Raw genomic sequence first — 15,939 nt, forward strand, 5'->3', positions numbered from 1 at the left:
TACTTCAACTATTTCAGCAAAGGTTTCACGACTAACGCCGCATAAGCGCTTGAACTCACCTTCTGAAAGCGATTGTAGCTCCGTATACGGCATACCAACTCCCCAGTGTCTTGATGCTGATCTACTCCCTTATTGTGCAATCTCGATTATGAACTGGCACACTACTTGACCATTCATGCAGGAGGTCTAATAAACAACAGATGCAAAGTCGTAATAAAACTGGGCAATATTTGAGTTAAACTCCCTAGGATTTTTTTTAAGAAAACTCGTTTTTTATTTTTAATGATTCTTGAGTTGGGCTTCGCTAGTAAAAAACTGGCGGCAAAGCCCTTGAGTGACTAATAAAGTTGTCACTAAGTTAGTAAAAGCAAGCATAAACATAATTAAAATTTGGTAGGATGCAGCATTCAGCGGGTCAACACCACTCAATAATTGACCTGTGATAATTCCTGGTAGTGTCACGACTCCAACAACCATCATTTGGTTCAGAGTGGGAATCAAACCAGCGCGGATGGAATCTTTGCGGTACTGTGCAACCGCCTGTTGTGGCGTTGCACCTAAGCTCAGGTGGGTTTCAATTTCGGCGCGACTAGCGTTGACGGTGCTGCTCAAACGTTCGCCCGCGATCGCTGCTCCATTCATCGCATTTCCGAGTACAATTCCCGCTAAGGGAATCAGGTACTGGGGTTCATACCAAATAGGCGGTTGAAGGATCAACAAAGTGGTGTAACTCAATGTCAGGGCGCTACTCACCAAAATCGACCCCCACACCACGGGCAATACTTGGGGAATTTTTTTGCCGATGCGATTGCGAGCAACAATTGCGGCAATGCTCAGCATCACCATCAAAAGTGCCAAAACTGCCCAAGGATTTTTCCAGGCGAAGACGAAGGCTAATACATATCCAACGCCCAACAGCTGGATAATAGTGCGACCAGTCGCGATCGCCAATTGCCCTTCTAATCCGAGTTGTTGAATCCTGGATAAACCAATGGCAACTGCCATCATGCCCAACGCCAAGACAAGGTCTGTAAAGTTCAGTGCGATTAAAGAATCCACAGTTCAAAATGAGGTCTTGCTTTCTCCCTAATTCTGCCAGGATTGAGGAAGTATTGATTGCGGAGGGCGGAGGGCGGAGGACTGAGGACTGAGGAGTTAGGAGTTAGGACTGAGTGCTGAGGAGTTAGGAGTTAGGAGTTAGGAGTGAGTGAAAATAGGAATGCTCCCCTTGTCCTCTGTGGGTCTGCCTCGTTTTCCTGTTATCGTCCCTCTATCTGCCAAATTCTGCGAAACAATTTTGTAAGTTCGGCATTCTGAATCAAAAAGGATGGTGAGGCGTGGATTCCCTTTCTGAGCAAAATTTGGTTCTATGTAGATAAAAATTTGTGGTGTCAACGAGTGAATAATATTCCCCCCCTAGACCTGTCGCGGCAGTACAAAATTATCAGTGAAGAAGTGAATGCAGCCGTTCTAGGCATCTTGGCTTCTGGTCGTTATATTGGTGGTCCTTCGGTTGCAGGCTTCGAGCAACAGTTTGCAGCTTACACGGGCGTTGCAGAGTGTGTAGCGTGTAACTCTGGTACAGATGCCCTCTATCTAGCTCTCAGGGCTTTACAGATTGGGCCGGGGGATGAGGTAATTACGACGCCTTTCACCTTTATTGCCACTGCTGAAGTAATTAGCGTGGTGGGGGCGACGCCGGTTTTTGTCGATATTGATGCCCATACGTTTAATTTCAATATCGATCAGCTGCAAAAGGCGATTACCGCTAAAACTCGCGCCATTATCCCAGTTCACCTGTTTGGGCAGCCGGTGGATATGACGACAGTGATGGACGTAGCACAGGCTCATAATCTAGCGGTGATTGAAGACTGTGCCCAAGCCACAGGCGCTGAGTGGGCAGGATCTAAAGTTGGCAGCATCGGGCATATTGGCTGCTTTAGTTTCTTTCCTACTAAGAATCTGGGTGCTTGTGGGGATGGCGGTGCGGTGACGACGAACGATCCAGCGATCGCTTCTGCTATACGGATGCTGCGGGAGCATGGAATGCGCGATCGCTACCATCATGAAGCAACTGGCATCAATAGCCGCTTGGATGCTCTACAAGCCGCCATTCTGCAAATTAAACTGCGTTATCTGGATACGTGGAATGACCTGCGTCGCTCGGTTGCACAGCAGTACCACCGATTGTTAGAGCCGGTGCCTGGGGTGGTGAAGCCGCAAGAAACGCCAGGAGGTCGCTGTGTTTGGAATCAATACACGATTCGCCTCACCCAATCCAGTAACGGCAGCTATCGGGATGAGGTTCGCAATCAGCTACAGCAGCAAGGCGTTAGTTCGATGGTTTACTATCCCCTGCCTTTACACCTACAGCCGGTCTACAAGAATTTAGGCTATAAATCTGGGGACTTCCCTGTGGTGGAGCAAGTCTGTCACGAGGTTTTGGCCTTGCCCATGTTTCCAGAACTTTCTCTGGCGGAACAGGAGCAAGTGGTTTACAGCTTGAAAGATTGCTTGGGATAAGTTTTGAGTTTTGAATTTTGAGTTTTGAGGGTTGATTGATTAACCTCGATTTCTGGCGTAGGGGCATGGCGCTGCCATGTCCCTACAGAACGTGCATCAGTGTAAGTTTTTTAATCCACGTTCCTTAGCCAAGATTTATTCAAAATTCAAAACTCATCACTCATCACTCCGACCGCTTAGGGATTACGCATGAATGCGTTCGCGGCTGACAGTGGATAGTGCTTCCACCAAGCTACGAACAGCCGCTACCATCGCGACTTCACTGTTGAGTTGGTTGATGGCAGAACCGACGCCGACACCCGCAGCACCGGCAGCGATCGCCATTGGTGCAGTAACGCTAGAAATTCCGGAAGCACACAGGACTGGGACGGAAACAGCGCGGGAAATTTCGTAAGCTGCTGCTAAGGTAGGAGCCGCTTTTTCAATCAGTCCCAGCGTACCGGCGTGAGTCGGGGTTGAGGAAGTGCCTCCTTCGGTTTGGATAATATCGGCACCGGCTTTTACCAATGCTTCTGCGAGTTGAACTTGCCGATCTAGCTCCAGAATATGGGGCACGGTGACAGACAAGGTAATATTTGGCAGCAGCGATCGCGTTGCTTGCGTTAGCGCCAACACTTCTTCTGCTTCAAACCGCCGTCCCTGCGCGTAAAAACTATCAAAGTTGCCGATCTCAATCAAATCCGCTCCAGCTTCCACTGCGATCGCAAACAGTTCTGGTTCTACTGCTGAAACACAAATTGGCAGGCTTGTCAACTGACGAGCCAACCGCACCAAATTGGGTTCTGCGGCAATATCGACGAAAGTAGCACCGCCTAAGTCGGCTGCCTTAACGGTGGCAGCAACTCGCTCCGGATTGAAGTTATTCAATCCGGTAATAATTTTTAAAGCACGACCTTGGTCAAAGACACGCTGTAGTGTAGTATTCATGGTCATAAGCCCGATTTGGCTCGCAAATTTTGCATCTTAATTGTACAGACCGAATCATCCGGTCTCTACATTCAGAACGATCTACCTGGGAATATTACTGCGGAAGGTTGTGCATCCCCGCTGATTGCCATACCATCAGGAAATAAAAATTACGCTCTGCTTTTTATCACAACTGGGATCTAGACTAGGAGCATAGCGCAGATCCTGCCCCCCCTCCTGCCCTCCTCCTGCCAGTGACGGTCATGAATTTTCCACCCACAAATCTGTCAACTTTTCACTCAGATGTTTTACAGCAAACTGAACTAGGGCAGCTGTGTGGTACCGAGCAGTTGTTCCGCGATCGCTATGAGATCCTGCGAATGTTGGGAAGAGGTGGCTTTGGTATCACCTTTTTAGCCAGAGATGCCAACTTGCCAGGCGATCCTTTGTGTGTGATTAAGCAGCTGTGTCCCAAGTTTAGCGATCCGATTGGACTGCAAACAGCGCGGAAACGCTTCGAGCAAGAAGCAAGAACCCTCAGTAAGTTGGGCAGCCATTCCCAAATTCCCATGCTGCTAGATTACTTTGTAAACGAGGGAGAATTCTATTTAGTTCAGGAATATGTACGAGGGTATACCCTCGCACGCTTGGTGCGGCGCGGAGGTCCCTTATCGGAAGAGGGCGTTAAATATTTCCTTCGTCAAATCCTGCCATTGTTGCAGTACATCCACGGCAATAATGTAATTCACCGCGATATTAAGCCCCAGAACATCATCCGTTGCCAGGACGATGGGAGGCTGGTACTGATTGACTTTGGAGCTGTCAAAGAGGAGATGGTTCCTTTAAGCGATACAGGAGGTCAGAAGCAAACTACCCAGTTTATCGGCACGGTTGGATTTGCACCGCCGGAACAATTTTCACTGCGTCCTGTTTATGCCAGCGATATTTATTCGTTAGGTGTAACGTGTCTTTACTTGTTGAGTGGGAAAGCGCCGCTAGAATTTGATAGCGATCGCTCTACGGGTGAGATTCAGTGGCAGGACACGATATCAGTCAGTAAAGACTTTGGCAAAATTCTCAACAGAATGCTGAAAATCTCTTTACGCGAACGTTATCAATCTGCAACAGCGATTATGCAGGCATTTGGCTGGGAATCGCCTCAAGACAATTTAGCGCAGTTTATGACAACTCAGCGTCCTTCAGGGAAAGATTCAGATAAGAAAAAATCAGAAGCAAATTCACCAAATTATGTTTCTCCTACCGCCAGAACAGCGATCGCGCTTCGAGATTGGAAAGCTAGGTGGCAGGCAAAGCAACGAGATCCTAAGAAAAGACACCGTCATAGCATCATTAGCAGTTCTGGTAACTCAGGACTTTAGGAATTGGTAGTGGGAAAATTATAGTTGGTTATTACACCATTGCTCAACAAAGGCTTCCGCTTTTGGGCAGAAGTTTCCTATTGGGTGCAGCAGTTTATTTCCTGAGAGTGAAAGCCCAGACAAGATGCCAATATTCCTTTCAGATATCTTCTAAAAAATTCTTTTCCTAAAGGAAAAAGGGAACGGTTGCTTATATAGCAATCCCATTTAAGTGGCGGACCAGCGGTTCATATCCTCGAATTCTTAGAGAATTCGAGGATATCACCTTCATGAATCGTTTAGGCTCACTGCATTATCTCGGTCTATTATTAATTGATAAAATATAAAAAGTCGTTTTAGATTTCTCAAACTTACAGATGGAAACATTTAGATCGCTCAAGCGTCTAGTTTAGTAAAAAGTTTGAGAGCGAGCTGATATCAATTCACCTGTTTAAGCGCTACACTTCAGTTTCTTATTATCTATCTTTCTTCTAGCGTAGCAGCACTCCCACCTCAGGGGGTGAGGTATCTGATGTGTATCACCAAAGACCAAAGGAAAATCTTATGAAAATAATTTGTTTTAGCTCATAATCATTAACCATAGAAAAGCAAATGAGGTTGTGACAGTTATTTAAAATGGCACTCAATCAAAAAAGCTTTAGTCACGAAAATACCTTAGAAATTATGTGGCAACTTAACAAACTGGCATCGCATTGATGAAGCTTGCTACCTAGAAAGCTCAAAATCAGTTTTATAAGTTATTTCCTCGTCAAAAAATGATTGGTGAGGGTATTTCTATGAGTAAAAAAATGGGAATAAATACCCAACTGCTTTAGCAAGTTAATCCTGAAAGCAGTAAAAGCAAACAAGCAGGATTTGCACTGGCTCCGCCAAAGATAAGGCATTGAAAACGTAGGAACTTGGAATATCGAACAGGAGGGGAGAATGAAACCATATCAAATTTTAATAATATGCGCGATCGCTATAGGAGCGATCGCAGGTTCCACTCTAGCAACGATTAGCTACCGCAACAGCCAACCACCACAACCCACAACTGAAGTTCCAGCTCCTCCGGCGACAACGGAGACACTAGAACCGACAATACCCCCGTCTGTGGCGGTATCGCCCCCACCGTATACGCCGCCGACTTCAAAACCAACTGGGACTCAAACAACTCCGCCAGACAAAAGTTCGTTTTCTCAGTTTCGCGTGCGTCTTTTAGATGCCATTAGTCGGCGGGATGCTAATTTTATTCGCACGCTTGTCACCTCAGAAACTGAATGGAACTATGGCGGTACGCTCAATTTGGACAGCTACAACATTGATGACAAAAATTCTAAATTTTGGGCATACATGGATAAGGCACTTAGTTTAGGTTGTGCTACCGACAATCAGGCAAAAGTGGCGAACAAAGAACCGGGATCTGATGTTTGGGTGTGTCCAGATATCGCAAAAGCACTGGAGTCAATTCGCCCAGATAAACCGAATGTTGGACAACTGGCAATTTTAGGACAAAATGTGAATGTCCGTGCAAACCCTGGGGCAGGTAGCAAAGTTGTGGGGGTTGTGTCTTACGATTTTGTAGGGTTTGATGGCAACACCTTTAACAGCCTACCAGAGCAGATGCAGAAAGAGGTGAAGGAAAAGGTTATCGATGGTTGGACGCCAGTGAAACTCGGGAATGGTAAAAAAGGTTGGGTTCTCAACCGCTATGTGTACGATTCAGAAACCGATTACCGCGTCAGTTTTGTGCGGACTCGCGGACAATGGCGACTACGTTACTTCTTGCCAGGAAATGGGAATTAAGCGATCGCAATTTCTGAAATCAACAGGTTAATCCACAGCCAAAGTCTTCGTCAAATTTCTGGGGCGGTCAACATCCAATCCCCGATGAACAGCCGCGTAATAGGCTAAGAGTTGCAGCGGAATAACTGTCAGGATCGGAGAAAGTAATTCGTCCGCCTCCGGGACAGTCAATACCCGATCAAAGATGCCTGTAATTTCTGGATTGTTTGTGGATGTCACCCCAATGAGCTGAACCCCCCTTGCTTTTGCTTTTTGGGCATTAGCAAGGATTTTTTCATAAACAACTCCGGGCATTGCGATCGCTACTACAGTTACAGAAGAATCTAGCATCGCAATTGGGCCATGCAAAAACTCTCCAGCGTGATAACCTGTTGCGTGCATATAGCTGGTTTCTTTGAGTTTCAGTGCTGCTTCCAGAGTAATGGGAAAATTAATCCCGCGCCCTAAAATAATGCAGTTTTGGGTATGGGTAAAATCTTTGGCTAGCTGCTCGATGACGTGCTTTTGGCTTTGTAAAATTAAATCAATTTGATCGGGGATTCGGTGCAATTGCGTGAGGATTTGATGCAGGCGATCGCTCGATAGAGTTTGACGGCAGTATGCTACATCAAGCGCCCAACAGTAAAACGCTATCAACTGAGCGACAAAGGTTTTGGTGGCAGCGATCGCTACTTCACTTCCTGCCAAAGTATGAATTGTACGATCTACCAGCTTTTCTAAGGAACTTCCCGCCTGATTGGTAATTCCTAAAAATCGAGTTTCACCAGAACAATGCTGTTTTTCTATTTCTAAGGCAGCGAGAGTATCTGCGGTTTCTCCAGATTGGGTAACGCCAACAATGAGAGTATTCGGAGTTGCAGGCGATGGTGCATCCCGAAATTCTGAGGCATAGTGTACGCTTGTTGGCACTTTAGCCACTTGCTCTAATAGATATTTACCTACCAAGCTGGCATGAAGACTACTGCCACAAGCAAGAATTTTAATCTGGTCTATACCATCGTAAAAGTTGGATGATAAACCTAAGTTTAGAGGTTGTTGAGTCAATTCAAGCCGTGGCTGTTGATCGTTGAAACGAATTTCTGAGAAAGCCTCTAAACAAGTTCGGACAACTTCTGATTGCTCATGGATTTCCTTGAGCATGAAGTGGGAAAATACCTTTTCTTTAGGAGAATTCACGCTGCACTAGAAATGTTAATTGGATTGGCTGCTGCCGATAGGAGCTAGAGCCTCCTATCAGCAGTATTCCCGGACTTAGTTGGGGAAGAAGGAAAAATAACCTACCCTTAAAAGGAAATTGCTCCCTCTTCTAGGTTCCTATGCCCTACTACGAGCAGTTTAGCGATGGGGAAATAACTTCGGCTCTGTCGCTGAATTTGTAGCTGCCTGGTTAGAGGTAGGTGGTGAAGCCGATGAAGTTGAGCGCAACTCTTGATAGAAACCAAGAACTTTTTCTGTATAAGGGCCGGTTTCGTTGCTGTTATAGCGGGTCGGATCGCCCGTCATCCACCAGGAAGCCGCCCGTTGTACCGCTACCACCTCATTGTTGCCACTCGCCTGAAACTCGTCCCGCAACACGTCGCGCATGACACACACCAGAATGCTTCGTGCGGTTACGGGACTGCTTTCAAATTGTGCTGGTGTTAGTTCCCGATTGATACATTGTTGTGACCAGCCGGGTATATTGTCTGGTTTAACTTGCCACTCGCTGTAGAGTCCATCATCAGCGGTGCCAGTTTGCGGTGCTGCCCGCCGTAACGCTTCCACCAGTGCCCCTACATGGGTATCAGAAATCTTTGCTGAATTGGTAGCCGCCGCCGTTGTGACAGGGAGTTTTGCGGGTGGCTGGTTTGAGGTGGGTGATGGTAATGGCGTGGAAGTTGGAGTTGGTTTAGCCGCTGGTTGGGTAGCAGGTTTGGGTGGGGTTGAGGCAGGCGGTACTGCGGATGAAGTTGAGCGCGACTGCTGGTAAAAACCAGAAACTTTTTGGATGTAGGAAGCGATGTCTTTACTGTTATAGCGGGTGGGATCGCCTGTCATCCACCAAGCAGCCGCCCGTTGTACCGCTACGGATTCATTGTTACCCGCCGCTTGATACTGTTGGCGAAGAATATTGCCCATGATGCACTCTACAACTTTCCGTGCGGTGGCGGGATTTGCTTCAAATTCCGCTGTGCTTAGGGCACGTCCGGTGCATTGTTTTGACCAGGGGGGAATGTTGTTTAGTTTGATTTGCCAGTCGCTGTAGAGTCCATCGTCCTGTTTTCCGGTTTGGGGTGCTGCCTTCCTGAGCGCTTCTGCGAATGCCGCTACTTTAGCATCTGTTATCTGTGCTTGAGCGGGCAGTGCTGACAGCCCAACGCTGAGGATTGCTCCCCACAGTAACCACTGTAATCGCATGGCTTGCGTCCTACGAACTTAAAACTCTTTTTTATCCTAAGTGCTATTCAATGATGCGCGATCGCTCTTAGCTATGAGAATGCGCTGAGAATGCGATCGCGGCCCTTGCTTCAAAATGAGAAGATATCTTGGGATAATCGGTGGTCGAAAAATCCTCAACCAGCATGAGCAAACGACGCAAAATTTCCTGGAAGCGATCGCTCAGTGCCATTGCCCTTAGTCTGGTGCTGTTGTCTCTGGGACTCTATGGTGTCTTCTATGGCGTTTCGTGTCTAAGACGTCCACCCCGCACCGACGTTCAGCAACCGCTATTTCAAGGTATCGTTTATCGGCGCATTCCCCGCTCAACACCGCGCCCCCTAACGATCCACGTTGTCACTATCGACCTAAAAGCGCCAGGAATTGGGGTGTTAGTAACGCCAGGAAAACCCACCCAAGGAAAAGAAACCGTAGCACAAACGACCAGTGACTTTTTGCGGGAATTTAACTTGCAATTGGCAATCAATGGTAGCTTTTTTTACCCATTCCAAGAGCAATGGCTGTTATATTATCCCCACAGTGGCGAACCCGTGAACGTATTGGGGCAGGCGATTTCTAACGGCGTCACCTACTCTGCGTTTGAGCGAGGCTGGCCCGTTTTGTGTTTTTCTCAGGATAATCGTGCCCAAATCAGCAAGGCGAGTTGTCCTGCGGATACGGCTCAAGCTTTGGCAGGCGGCGAAATCATCATCGAACGCGGCAACTTAGTGGTGATGAAAGATAACCGCGATCAAAAAAAGTTATTTCCGCGCACAGTGGTTGCGACTGATGAAAGCGGCGAGAAATTGTGGTTAATTCTGGTTGATGGTCGCCAGCGTTTCTATAGTGAGGGTGTCAGTATAATTGAGCTGCAAAATATTCTTGCCGAGTTGGGTGTTTATCGGGCGCTGAACTTGGATGGCGGCGGTTCGACAACGCTGGTGGTAGCGCGTCGTGGAGAGAAGCCTAGCGAAGTGTTAGCAGCATCGCTTAATTCACCGATTCATACTCGCATCCCCATGCGGCAGCGCCCAGTGGCGAACCATCTGGGCTTTTATGCGCGACCGATAAAAATTAAAAATTAAAAATAAACAATCTTATTTTTTAATTTTTAATTTTGCATTTTTTAATTTACCTGCACAATCATCCCTTCACGGGCAAGGAACGAACCCGGCGAGACTTCTTGAACTTGTGTCTCAATTTGATCGAGAAAGTCATCGCTGTGGTTCGGTTCGTGGTGAAAAATTGCCAACCGCTTGACTCCTGCTGCCTGCGCCACTTTCACCCCTTCCTGCCAAGTAGAGTGTCCCCAGCCGACTTTCGGAGATTTGGGGTTGTTATACTCCTCATCGGTGTACATGGCATCGTAAATTAGGACATCGGCTTCGCGGGCTAAGTGCAGCACATTTTCATCTGGACGATCCGGCAAATGTTCCGTATCCGTACAGTAGAAGACTGTGTGCCCTTGCCACGTCACCCGATATCCCATCGCGCCGTTGGGATGGTTCAGCGGGCCGGTTTCAATAGTGATATCATCCACCTGAAAGGTATCGCCACACATTAACTCGTAAAACTTCAAGTCAGCTTCCATGCCTTGCAGTGGCACTGGAGAATTTGAGTGCATCACGCGATCGCAGAAATGCTGTTTCATGGAGTCTGCATCTGGTGGTACTGCCCCATAAATGTGGAAGCAATTGCCTTCCATAAAAGCTGGCTTAAAAAACGGTACTCCTTGAATATGATCCCAGTGGTAGTGAGTAAAAAACATATAAGCTTCTACTGACTGCTGCTGGTTTATCAAATCCTTAGATAGTAGTCTCAAGCCGGTGCCGCCATCAAAGATCAGGCGTTTTCCACCGATTTGCATTTCTATACAAGAAGTATTGCCACCGTAGCGAACGGTATCTTTTCCAGGGGAGGGGATACTGCCTCGCACACCCCAAAACTGAAGCAAAAACTCGGAAGAAGGGCTGGTTTCCATTTCACTCTCAAGGCTTTAAAGTACCGCACTGACCCTGATGGCGTAGCAAATGATCGCAAAGCACCAAAGCCACCATTGCCTCTACCATAGGCACCGCTCTGGGCAAAACGCAAGGGTCGTGACGCCCCTTAGCTGCTAGTATAGTCTCTTCACCCTCGCGGGTCACGGTGCGCTGTTCTTTGCGAATGGTGGCTGTTGGTTTAAATGCCACCCGAAGAATAATATTTTCTCCGTTGGAGATGCCCCCCTGAATCCCGCCGGAACGGTTCGTTTTGGTGCGAATTTCGCCGGTTTCATCAATCGAGAATTCGTCATTATGCTCGCTGCCCGATAACAAAGTACCGGCAAAACCAGAACCAATTTCAAATCCCTTACTTGCTGGTAGAGACATGACACCTTTAGCCAGGTCTGCTTCCAGCTTATCAAATACTGGCGAACCTAGCCCTTTGGGTAGATGACGGGCAACACATTCTACAACTCCGCCGATAGAGTCGCCTTCTCGCCCTACCTGCTCAATTTTTTCAATCATCCGCTCTGCACATTCGGCGTCCGGACAGCGGACAATATTACTTTCTACTTGTTCTAAAGTGACAGTGTTGGGATCGACAACGCCTTCTAAGTCTTTGATGCGCTTGACATAGGCGATGATTTCAACTCCAGCAACTTGATGAAGGATTTTTTTAGCGATCGCGCCAGCAGCTACTCGTCCAATTGTCTCCCGCGCTGAGGATCTGCCGCCACCTTGCCAGTTGCGAATTCCATATTTAGCATCGTAAGTCGCATCAGCATGAGAAGGGCGATATTTCTGCGCCATCTCATCATAATCTTGGGGGCGAGTGTCCTTGTTTCGCACCAAAATTGCGATTGGCGTTCCCAGGGTTTTGCCTTCAAATACGCCGGAAAGAATTTCGCAGGTGTCAGCTTCTTTGCGGGGTGTGACGATTTTACTTTGTCCCGGACGCCGCCGATCGAGTTCTACCTGAATTTCTTCGGCAGAAATTTCCAATTGCGGTGGACACCCATCGATAATCACCCCGACGCCACCGCCGTGGGACTCGCCAAATGTAGTGATGCGAAATAGATGCCCGAAGGTATTGCCCATAATACTTAAGGAGGATGCATAGCGATTTGTATCTTAACAGCGATCGCGATTGAGATGGGGAGCGATCGCGCATCTCGCTGCAACTGTTTTTATTTAAACGAACCGCCAAGACGCAGAGAACGCAGAGGTAAGAGTAGAGAGAAGTGATCGCTTGTACCACGCTTATTTTTTCAGTTCCTCTATCTGTCCATCAGCATTCACACGCACTCCAGCACGCCTGCTAACGTTATAAAGCGCTTGGTAGATGGCATTCCGCAAAAACTCGTCTTGTGTAGATTCCATTACTGATGTCATTTCTCGCAGAGCCTTGACTGTTTCTAGGTCATCTCCTACTTTCGCAATTGCAGTAATGATTCCAATTTGCCCTAATTCATCAATGCCGTACTTCTTGCGTTCAGCAAGTAGCTCTCGTAGATCGGGCAGCAATGCTTTGGTAGCAAAGTTTTGCATGGAGAGTAATAACATTCCTTTGCCAACATCAAAAAATGTTATCTGCACCTGCCCACGAGCTATGGCTAATACTTGATGAGCTATTTCCTCAGGCTTATACTCATATAGGGCGTTAATGATTTCAATTATTGACGGTTTTCCCTGGTTTTTTAAAGTTATCTTCTCTTTTAATTTTTCTATCAAAATCTGCTTTACAGAATTATCCCCGAAGCCGTTGAGAACACGAGTTATCCTCCTCCACAAATAGCCTGACTGACTGTAATTTCCCAATTTCAGGCTGGGTGGCACAACTTGGTTTTCTAAAGCATTACGAAGATGGGGGATGCTTTCCCTCACTCCCCAAGTTCCAAGTGTTGCTGCTATGCCCACTCTGACACCGTCGTTGATGTCTTGGCTTTCGAGAATTTCCATCAAGGAATCTTTTGCAGTTTCTTGCAGACCTTCAAGAGATTCCGTCAACAGCCACCTTACTTGCCAGTCAATTGTTTCATCCCTAAGCTTTTCTAAGATTGGATTAGTCAAAGATGGATCGTTTAGGTCTTTTAGAGCTTGGGCAATTTCTGACTTAATCTTTAGGTCAGTAGTTGTATCCAAGAACATATCTAGAAGTGAAGAAGCAACCTTTTTATCACCTATCTTGCCCAAAGCTTGAATAATTTGTCCCCTAGTATTGGGTTCTTTCTCGGTCTCTAGCAGGTCTCGCAGACTATCAACTGCAAACGTTGCTTTTAAAGCACCAAGGGCCCCTACAATGCTCAAGCGAACCAATGAATCCAGTTCGAGGTGATTGTTCAAGAGTCCCAGCAAGCTTTGAGCCACGCTCCGATCGCCGATATCCCCAAAGGCTTTGGCAATGCTCTCGCGGCGATCTGATGGCTCGATACTTTTGTCTGTCAGCATCTCCAGCAATTCGTTGATAAGGGCTTTGTCACCAATCTCGATCAAAACTCTAGCTGCCCGATCCCAATCGAATTCGTAGGGCGAGGTTAGCAGCAAATTTTTAACATCGGCAATAATGCGATCGCGCAAACCATTCATCAGAATTTGAGGAGTACCTGCCAGACAACGTGCTGCTAAGAGCAAATCGCTGTGGAAACGGTCATCGTTCGCCGCTAAGTTACCTTCTGGTAATTCTGGTAAACCTGTGGAATGTCCCAAGATACCCAGCAACAGTGGTGTGGCATCCTTTAACATCTCAGACAGCAGCAGGATGACTTCTTCCCACCAAGGCTCGTGGCGATGAACAATAACCTCTGACAACGCAGCTGCACCGTTGTCCTTAACTGCTAGGGCTGCAAAATATTCTTGAAATGTCAAATGCACAAACCCATACCACCCATGCGCTTGCACCTTCAGCAGCCCATGCTGAGCAGCAATTTCATCCAAGATGGCTTTGTTGTCTTCTCGCGGGATATTTATCGTTGGCAAGAAATCGGCAATCAACTCCAGCAACTCATCTTCGGGGAAGTAGCGTTTTCCTGACTTGTGGAAATGCCAAGCCACCTCCTTCAAAAGATTGCGTTTGCCATCTGTACTAAACTGGCTGAATCGCTTGATGTCTCGATGGGAATCCCACTCTTTCAGTAACACTGTTAGGCATCGTTTGTATAACTCAGCGCGACGCTCCGGCAATTCTAAATCTTCTTGGTAAACAATGGCAATCAGAGAGAGGATCAGCGGGTTCGCTGCCAGTATCTGCATTCGCAAATTCTTTTCCAGTGCTTGCCGTAGTCCTTCAGCCTTATCGGAGTTTGATTTAAACCAAAGATTGACAAACTCCTGAATCTGCTCCCAACTGAAATCCAGCACTTCCAGCGTCTGAAATCCTTTCAATCCTCCGCGCCAGCCAGCTTTTCGACAAGTTACCACAATGGGAGCAGCAGAAAACAGCGTCGCTAGTCGATTAATTTCATCAGCCACCCGCTTGTAAGCGGCTTGAGCCTCTTCCTGAGTTCCACCACCCAGCACCTCGTCGAGTCCATCTAACAACAGCGCGGCTTTGCCATCATCTAGCTGTTGCTCTAGGTAAGGGAGAGCATTGCTAAAGCCATAGCGCTTCTCCCACTCATCAGCTATGAAATCGAGCAAATCATTTTTCTTGCTTTCTACAAATTTGCCTAGTTCCACATAAACAGGCAAATAGGGCAATTTTGGTTCAGCCTGTTTAGCCATTTGGAGCGCTAAATACCGCTGCATCGTAGTTTTGCCAGCACCCGGATCGCCCAACACTACCATGCGTCGGAATTTCACCAAGGTATCTTCTGGCGAGAGGGCAATTTCTGCCTGTTTTACTATGTGTAGCTGGGAGCGTCGCAGCAGTTGGCTGGGTTCTCCCGCTGCCAGTGGTGCCATTTCTTCGTCTTTGGCATAGCGCAGGGTTTCTTCTTCCCGCACTTGCAATTGCACATAGATGCTCTCCAAGTTTACAGAAGACGGCACGTTGGGCAAATCGCAAATACTCAGATGACAGAGTTCTTGCTTCAGTTTTTCGTAGTAGGCTTTAACGCTTTTTGCCTCTGCTGCTACCTTTGCAGTTGCTTGTTCTTCTTCTTCTTTCTTTTTTTGTTCTGCCTGTAACCGCAGCTTATACCGCTCCAAAGCTCGCGGAGCGTAAATAGCTATAAGCCCAGCTATAGTCGCTCCTAATAGCACACCAAGAATTGCAACCCAATTACCAGCAGTTGCTTCCCAAAAGTTCCAAGTGGGTGTTGTGGATTGAGGGGAGTTCGTTGTTTGTGAAGCACCCAAATTGGATGATTGTGAAGGCGAGGGCGTTTGCGTAGATGAGGCAGCTGGCTTCGTTGTAGCGGTAGGCTTTAGTGCGGGAGAAGATTTCGCAGTAGGTGAGGCGACTGGACTGGCTGCGGGTGGTTTTGGATTTTGGGCAACACTCGTACTTGCCAGTAAAAAGCTAAATAAGACTGTACTAGAGGCAAAAACGCGCTTTTGATTTCCCGGCTTCATAATCTTTGGAGGTTACTCGCGATCGCTTTCTTGACCAATCTAGCTCTTCTGATAATGTGGTCGGGACAGCCGATAGTGAACAATAGCTGTTTTGGCGCGATCGCTTCTTGTACGTCCTTTGCTTTCTCTATCTCCTCAAACAAAAAACGCCCCCCTTGCGGAGAGCGTTTTGATTTAGCTAGAGCTTCTAGCGATTAACCATTGATGCTGGGAGCCATCAGAGCCACTGGGGTGGACTCACCGGCTGCCAAGTCGAGGGGGAAGTTGTGAGCGTTGCGCTCGTGCATTACTTCCATACCCAGGTTGGCGCGGTTGATCACGTCTGCCCAAGTGTTGATCACCCGACCTTGGCTGTCAATCACTGACTGGTTGAAGTTGAAACCATTCAGGTTGAATGCCATCGTGCTGATTCCCAAAGAGGTGAACCAGATGCC

At 47.4% G+C, this 15,939-nt stretch carries 12 protein-coding genes and 1 pseudogene; 4 read left to right on the forward strand and 9 right to left on the reverse strand.

What is annotated here, in order from left to right:
- Positions 1–279 precede the first annotated feature (279 nt).
- A complete protein-coding gene (gene fetB / locus H6F52_RS08085) occupies positions 280–1,059 on the reverse strand; it encodes an iron export ABC transporter permease subunit FetB (RefSeq protein ID WP_190414315.1) in 780 nt (259 codons plus the stop codon).
- A gap of 339 nt (positions 1,060–1,398) precedes the next feature.
- On the opposite strand from fetB, the gene H6F52_RS08090 reads away from it, so the two are divergent.
- The gene (locus H6F52_RS08090) at positions 1,399–2,523 is read left to right on the forward strand and encodes an aminotransferase class I/II-fold pyridoxal phosphate-dependent enzyme (protein ID WP_190533543.1); all 1,125 of its coding nucleotides are present in this window, start codon (positions 1,399–1,401) and stop codon (positions 2,521–2,523) included.
- A 183-nt stretch (positions 2,524–2,706) separates the two neighbouring features.
- Here the strand turns inward: H6F52_RS08090 and H6F52_RS08095 are convergent, their stop codons facing one another.
- Positions 2,707–3,456, reverse strand: a complete 750-nt coding sequence (locus H6F52_RS08095; RefSeq protein ID WP_190414319.1) for a DUF561 domain-containing protein — start codon at positions 3,454–3,456, stop codon at positions 2,707–2,709.
- Positions 3,457–3,692: 236 nt separating this feature from the next.
- Here H6F52_RS08095 and H6F52_RS08100 point away from each other — a divergent pair, with 236 nt between their 5' ends.
- Both H6F52_RS08100 and H6F52_RS08105 read left to right on the forward strand, forming a co-directional pair.
- Positions 3,693–4,808: a serine/threonine-protein kinase gene (locus H6F52_RS08100; protein ID WP_190529213.1), complete on the forward strand. Its 1,116-nt coding sequence runs from the start codon at positions 3,693–3,695 to the stop codon at positions 4,806–4,808.
- A 924-nt stretch (positions 4,809–5,732) separates the two neighbouring features.
- A complete protein-coding gene (locus H6F52_RS08105) occupies positions 5,733–6,593 on the forward strand; it encodes an SH3 domain-containing protein (protein WP_190533546.1) in 861 nt (286 codons plus the stop codon).
- A gap of 27 nt (positions 6,594–6,620) precedes the next feature.
- Here the strand turns inward: H6F52_RS08105 and H6F52_RS08110 are convergent, their stop codons facing one another.
- Together H6F52_RS08110 and H6F52_RS08115 are read right to left on the reverse strand one after the other, a co-directional pair.
- Positions 6,621–7,769, reverse strand: a complete 1,149-nt coding sequence (locus H6F52_RS08110; RefSeq protein ID WP_347276195.1) for an isomerizing glutamine--fructose-6-phosphate transaminase — start codon at positions 7,767–7,769, stop codon at positions 6,621–6,623.
- Positions 7,770–7,928: 159 nt separating this feature from the next.
- Positions 7,929–8,990, reverse strand: coding sequence for a hypothetical protein (locus H6F52_RS08115; RefSeq protein ID WP_190533550.1), 1,062 nt, complete (start codon positions 8,988–8,990; stop codon positions 7,929–7,931).
- 164 nt (positions 8,991–9,154) lie between these two features.
- On the opposite strand from H6F52_RS08115, the gene H6F52_RS08120 reads away from it, so the two are divergent.
- Entirely contained in the window at positions 9,155–10,093 is a 939-nt protein-coding gene (locus tag H6F52_RS08120; protein ID WP_190533553.1) for a phosphodiester glycosidase family protein, read from the forward strand.
- A gap of 41 nt (positions 10,094–10,134) precedes the next feature.
- Here H6F52_RS08120 and H6F52_RS08125 read toward each other — a convergent pair whose 3' ends face one another.
- The 5 genes and pseudogenes from H6F52_RS08125 to H6F52_RS08145 all read right to left on the reverse strand — a co-directional run.
- A complete protein-coding gene (locus tag H6F52_RS08125) occupies positions 10,135–10,989 on the reverse strand; it encodes an MBL fold metallo-hydrolase (protein ID WP_190533555.1) in 855 nt (284 codons plus the stop codon).
- A 7-nt stretch (positions 10,990–10,996) separates the two neighbouring features.
- Positions 10,997–12,091 carry a chorismate synthase gene (aroC, locus tag H6F52_RS08130; protein ID WP_190529219.1) on the reverse strand — a complete coding sequence of 365 codons (1,095 nt, stop codon included), beginning with the start codon at positions 12,089–12,091 and terminating at the stop codon, positions 10,997–10,999.
- A gap of 162 nt (positions 12,092–12,253) precedes the next feature.
- The gene (locus tag H6F52_RS08135) at positions 12,254–15,505 is read right to left on the reverse strand and encodes a HEAT repeat domain-containing protein (protein ID WP_190533558.1); all 3,252 of its coding nucleotides are present in this window, start codon (positions 15,503–15,505) and stop codon (positions 12,254–12,256) included.
- Complete coding sequence (locus tag H6F52_RS08140) at positions 15,502–15,648, reverse strand: hypothetical protein (RefSeq protein WP_190533560.1); 147 nt, start codon at positions 15,646–15,648, stop codon at positions 15,502–15,504. The genes H6F52_RS08135 and H6F52_RS08140 overlap by 4 nt, the downstream gene beginning before the upstream one ends.
- A gap of 51 nt (positions 15,649–15,699) precedes the next feature.
- Positions 15,700–15,939 (reverse strand): annotated as a pseudogene (locus tag H6F52_RS08145) (photosystem II q(b) protein); the annotation flags it as partial.

The organism is Coleofasciculus sp. FACHB-542 (assembly GCF_014695825.1).
Lineage (GTDB): Bacteria > Cyanobacteriota > Cyanobacteriia > Cyanobacteriales > FACHB-T130 > FACHB-T130.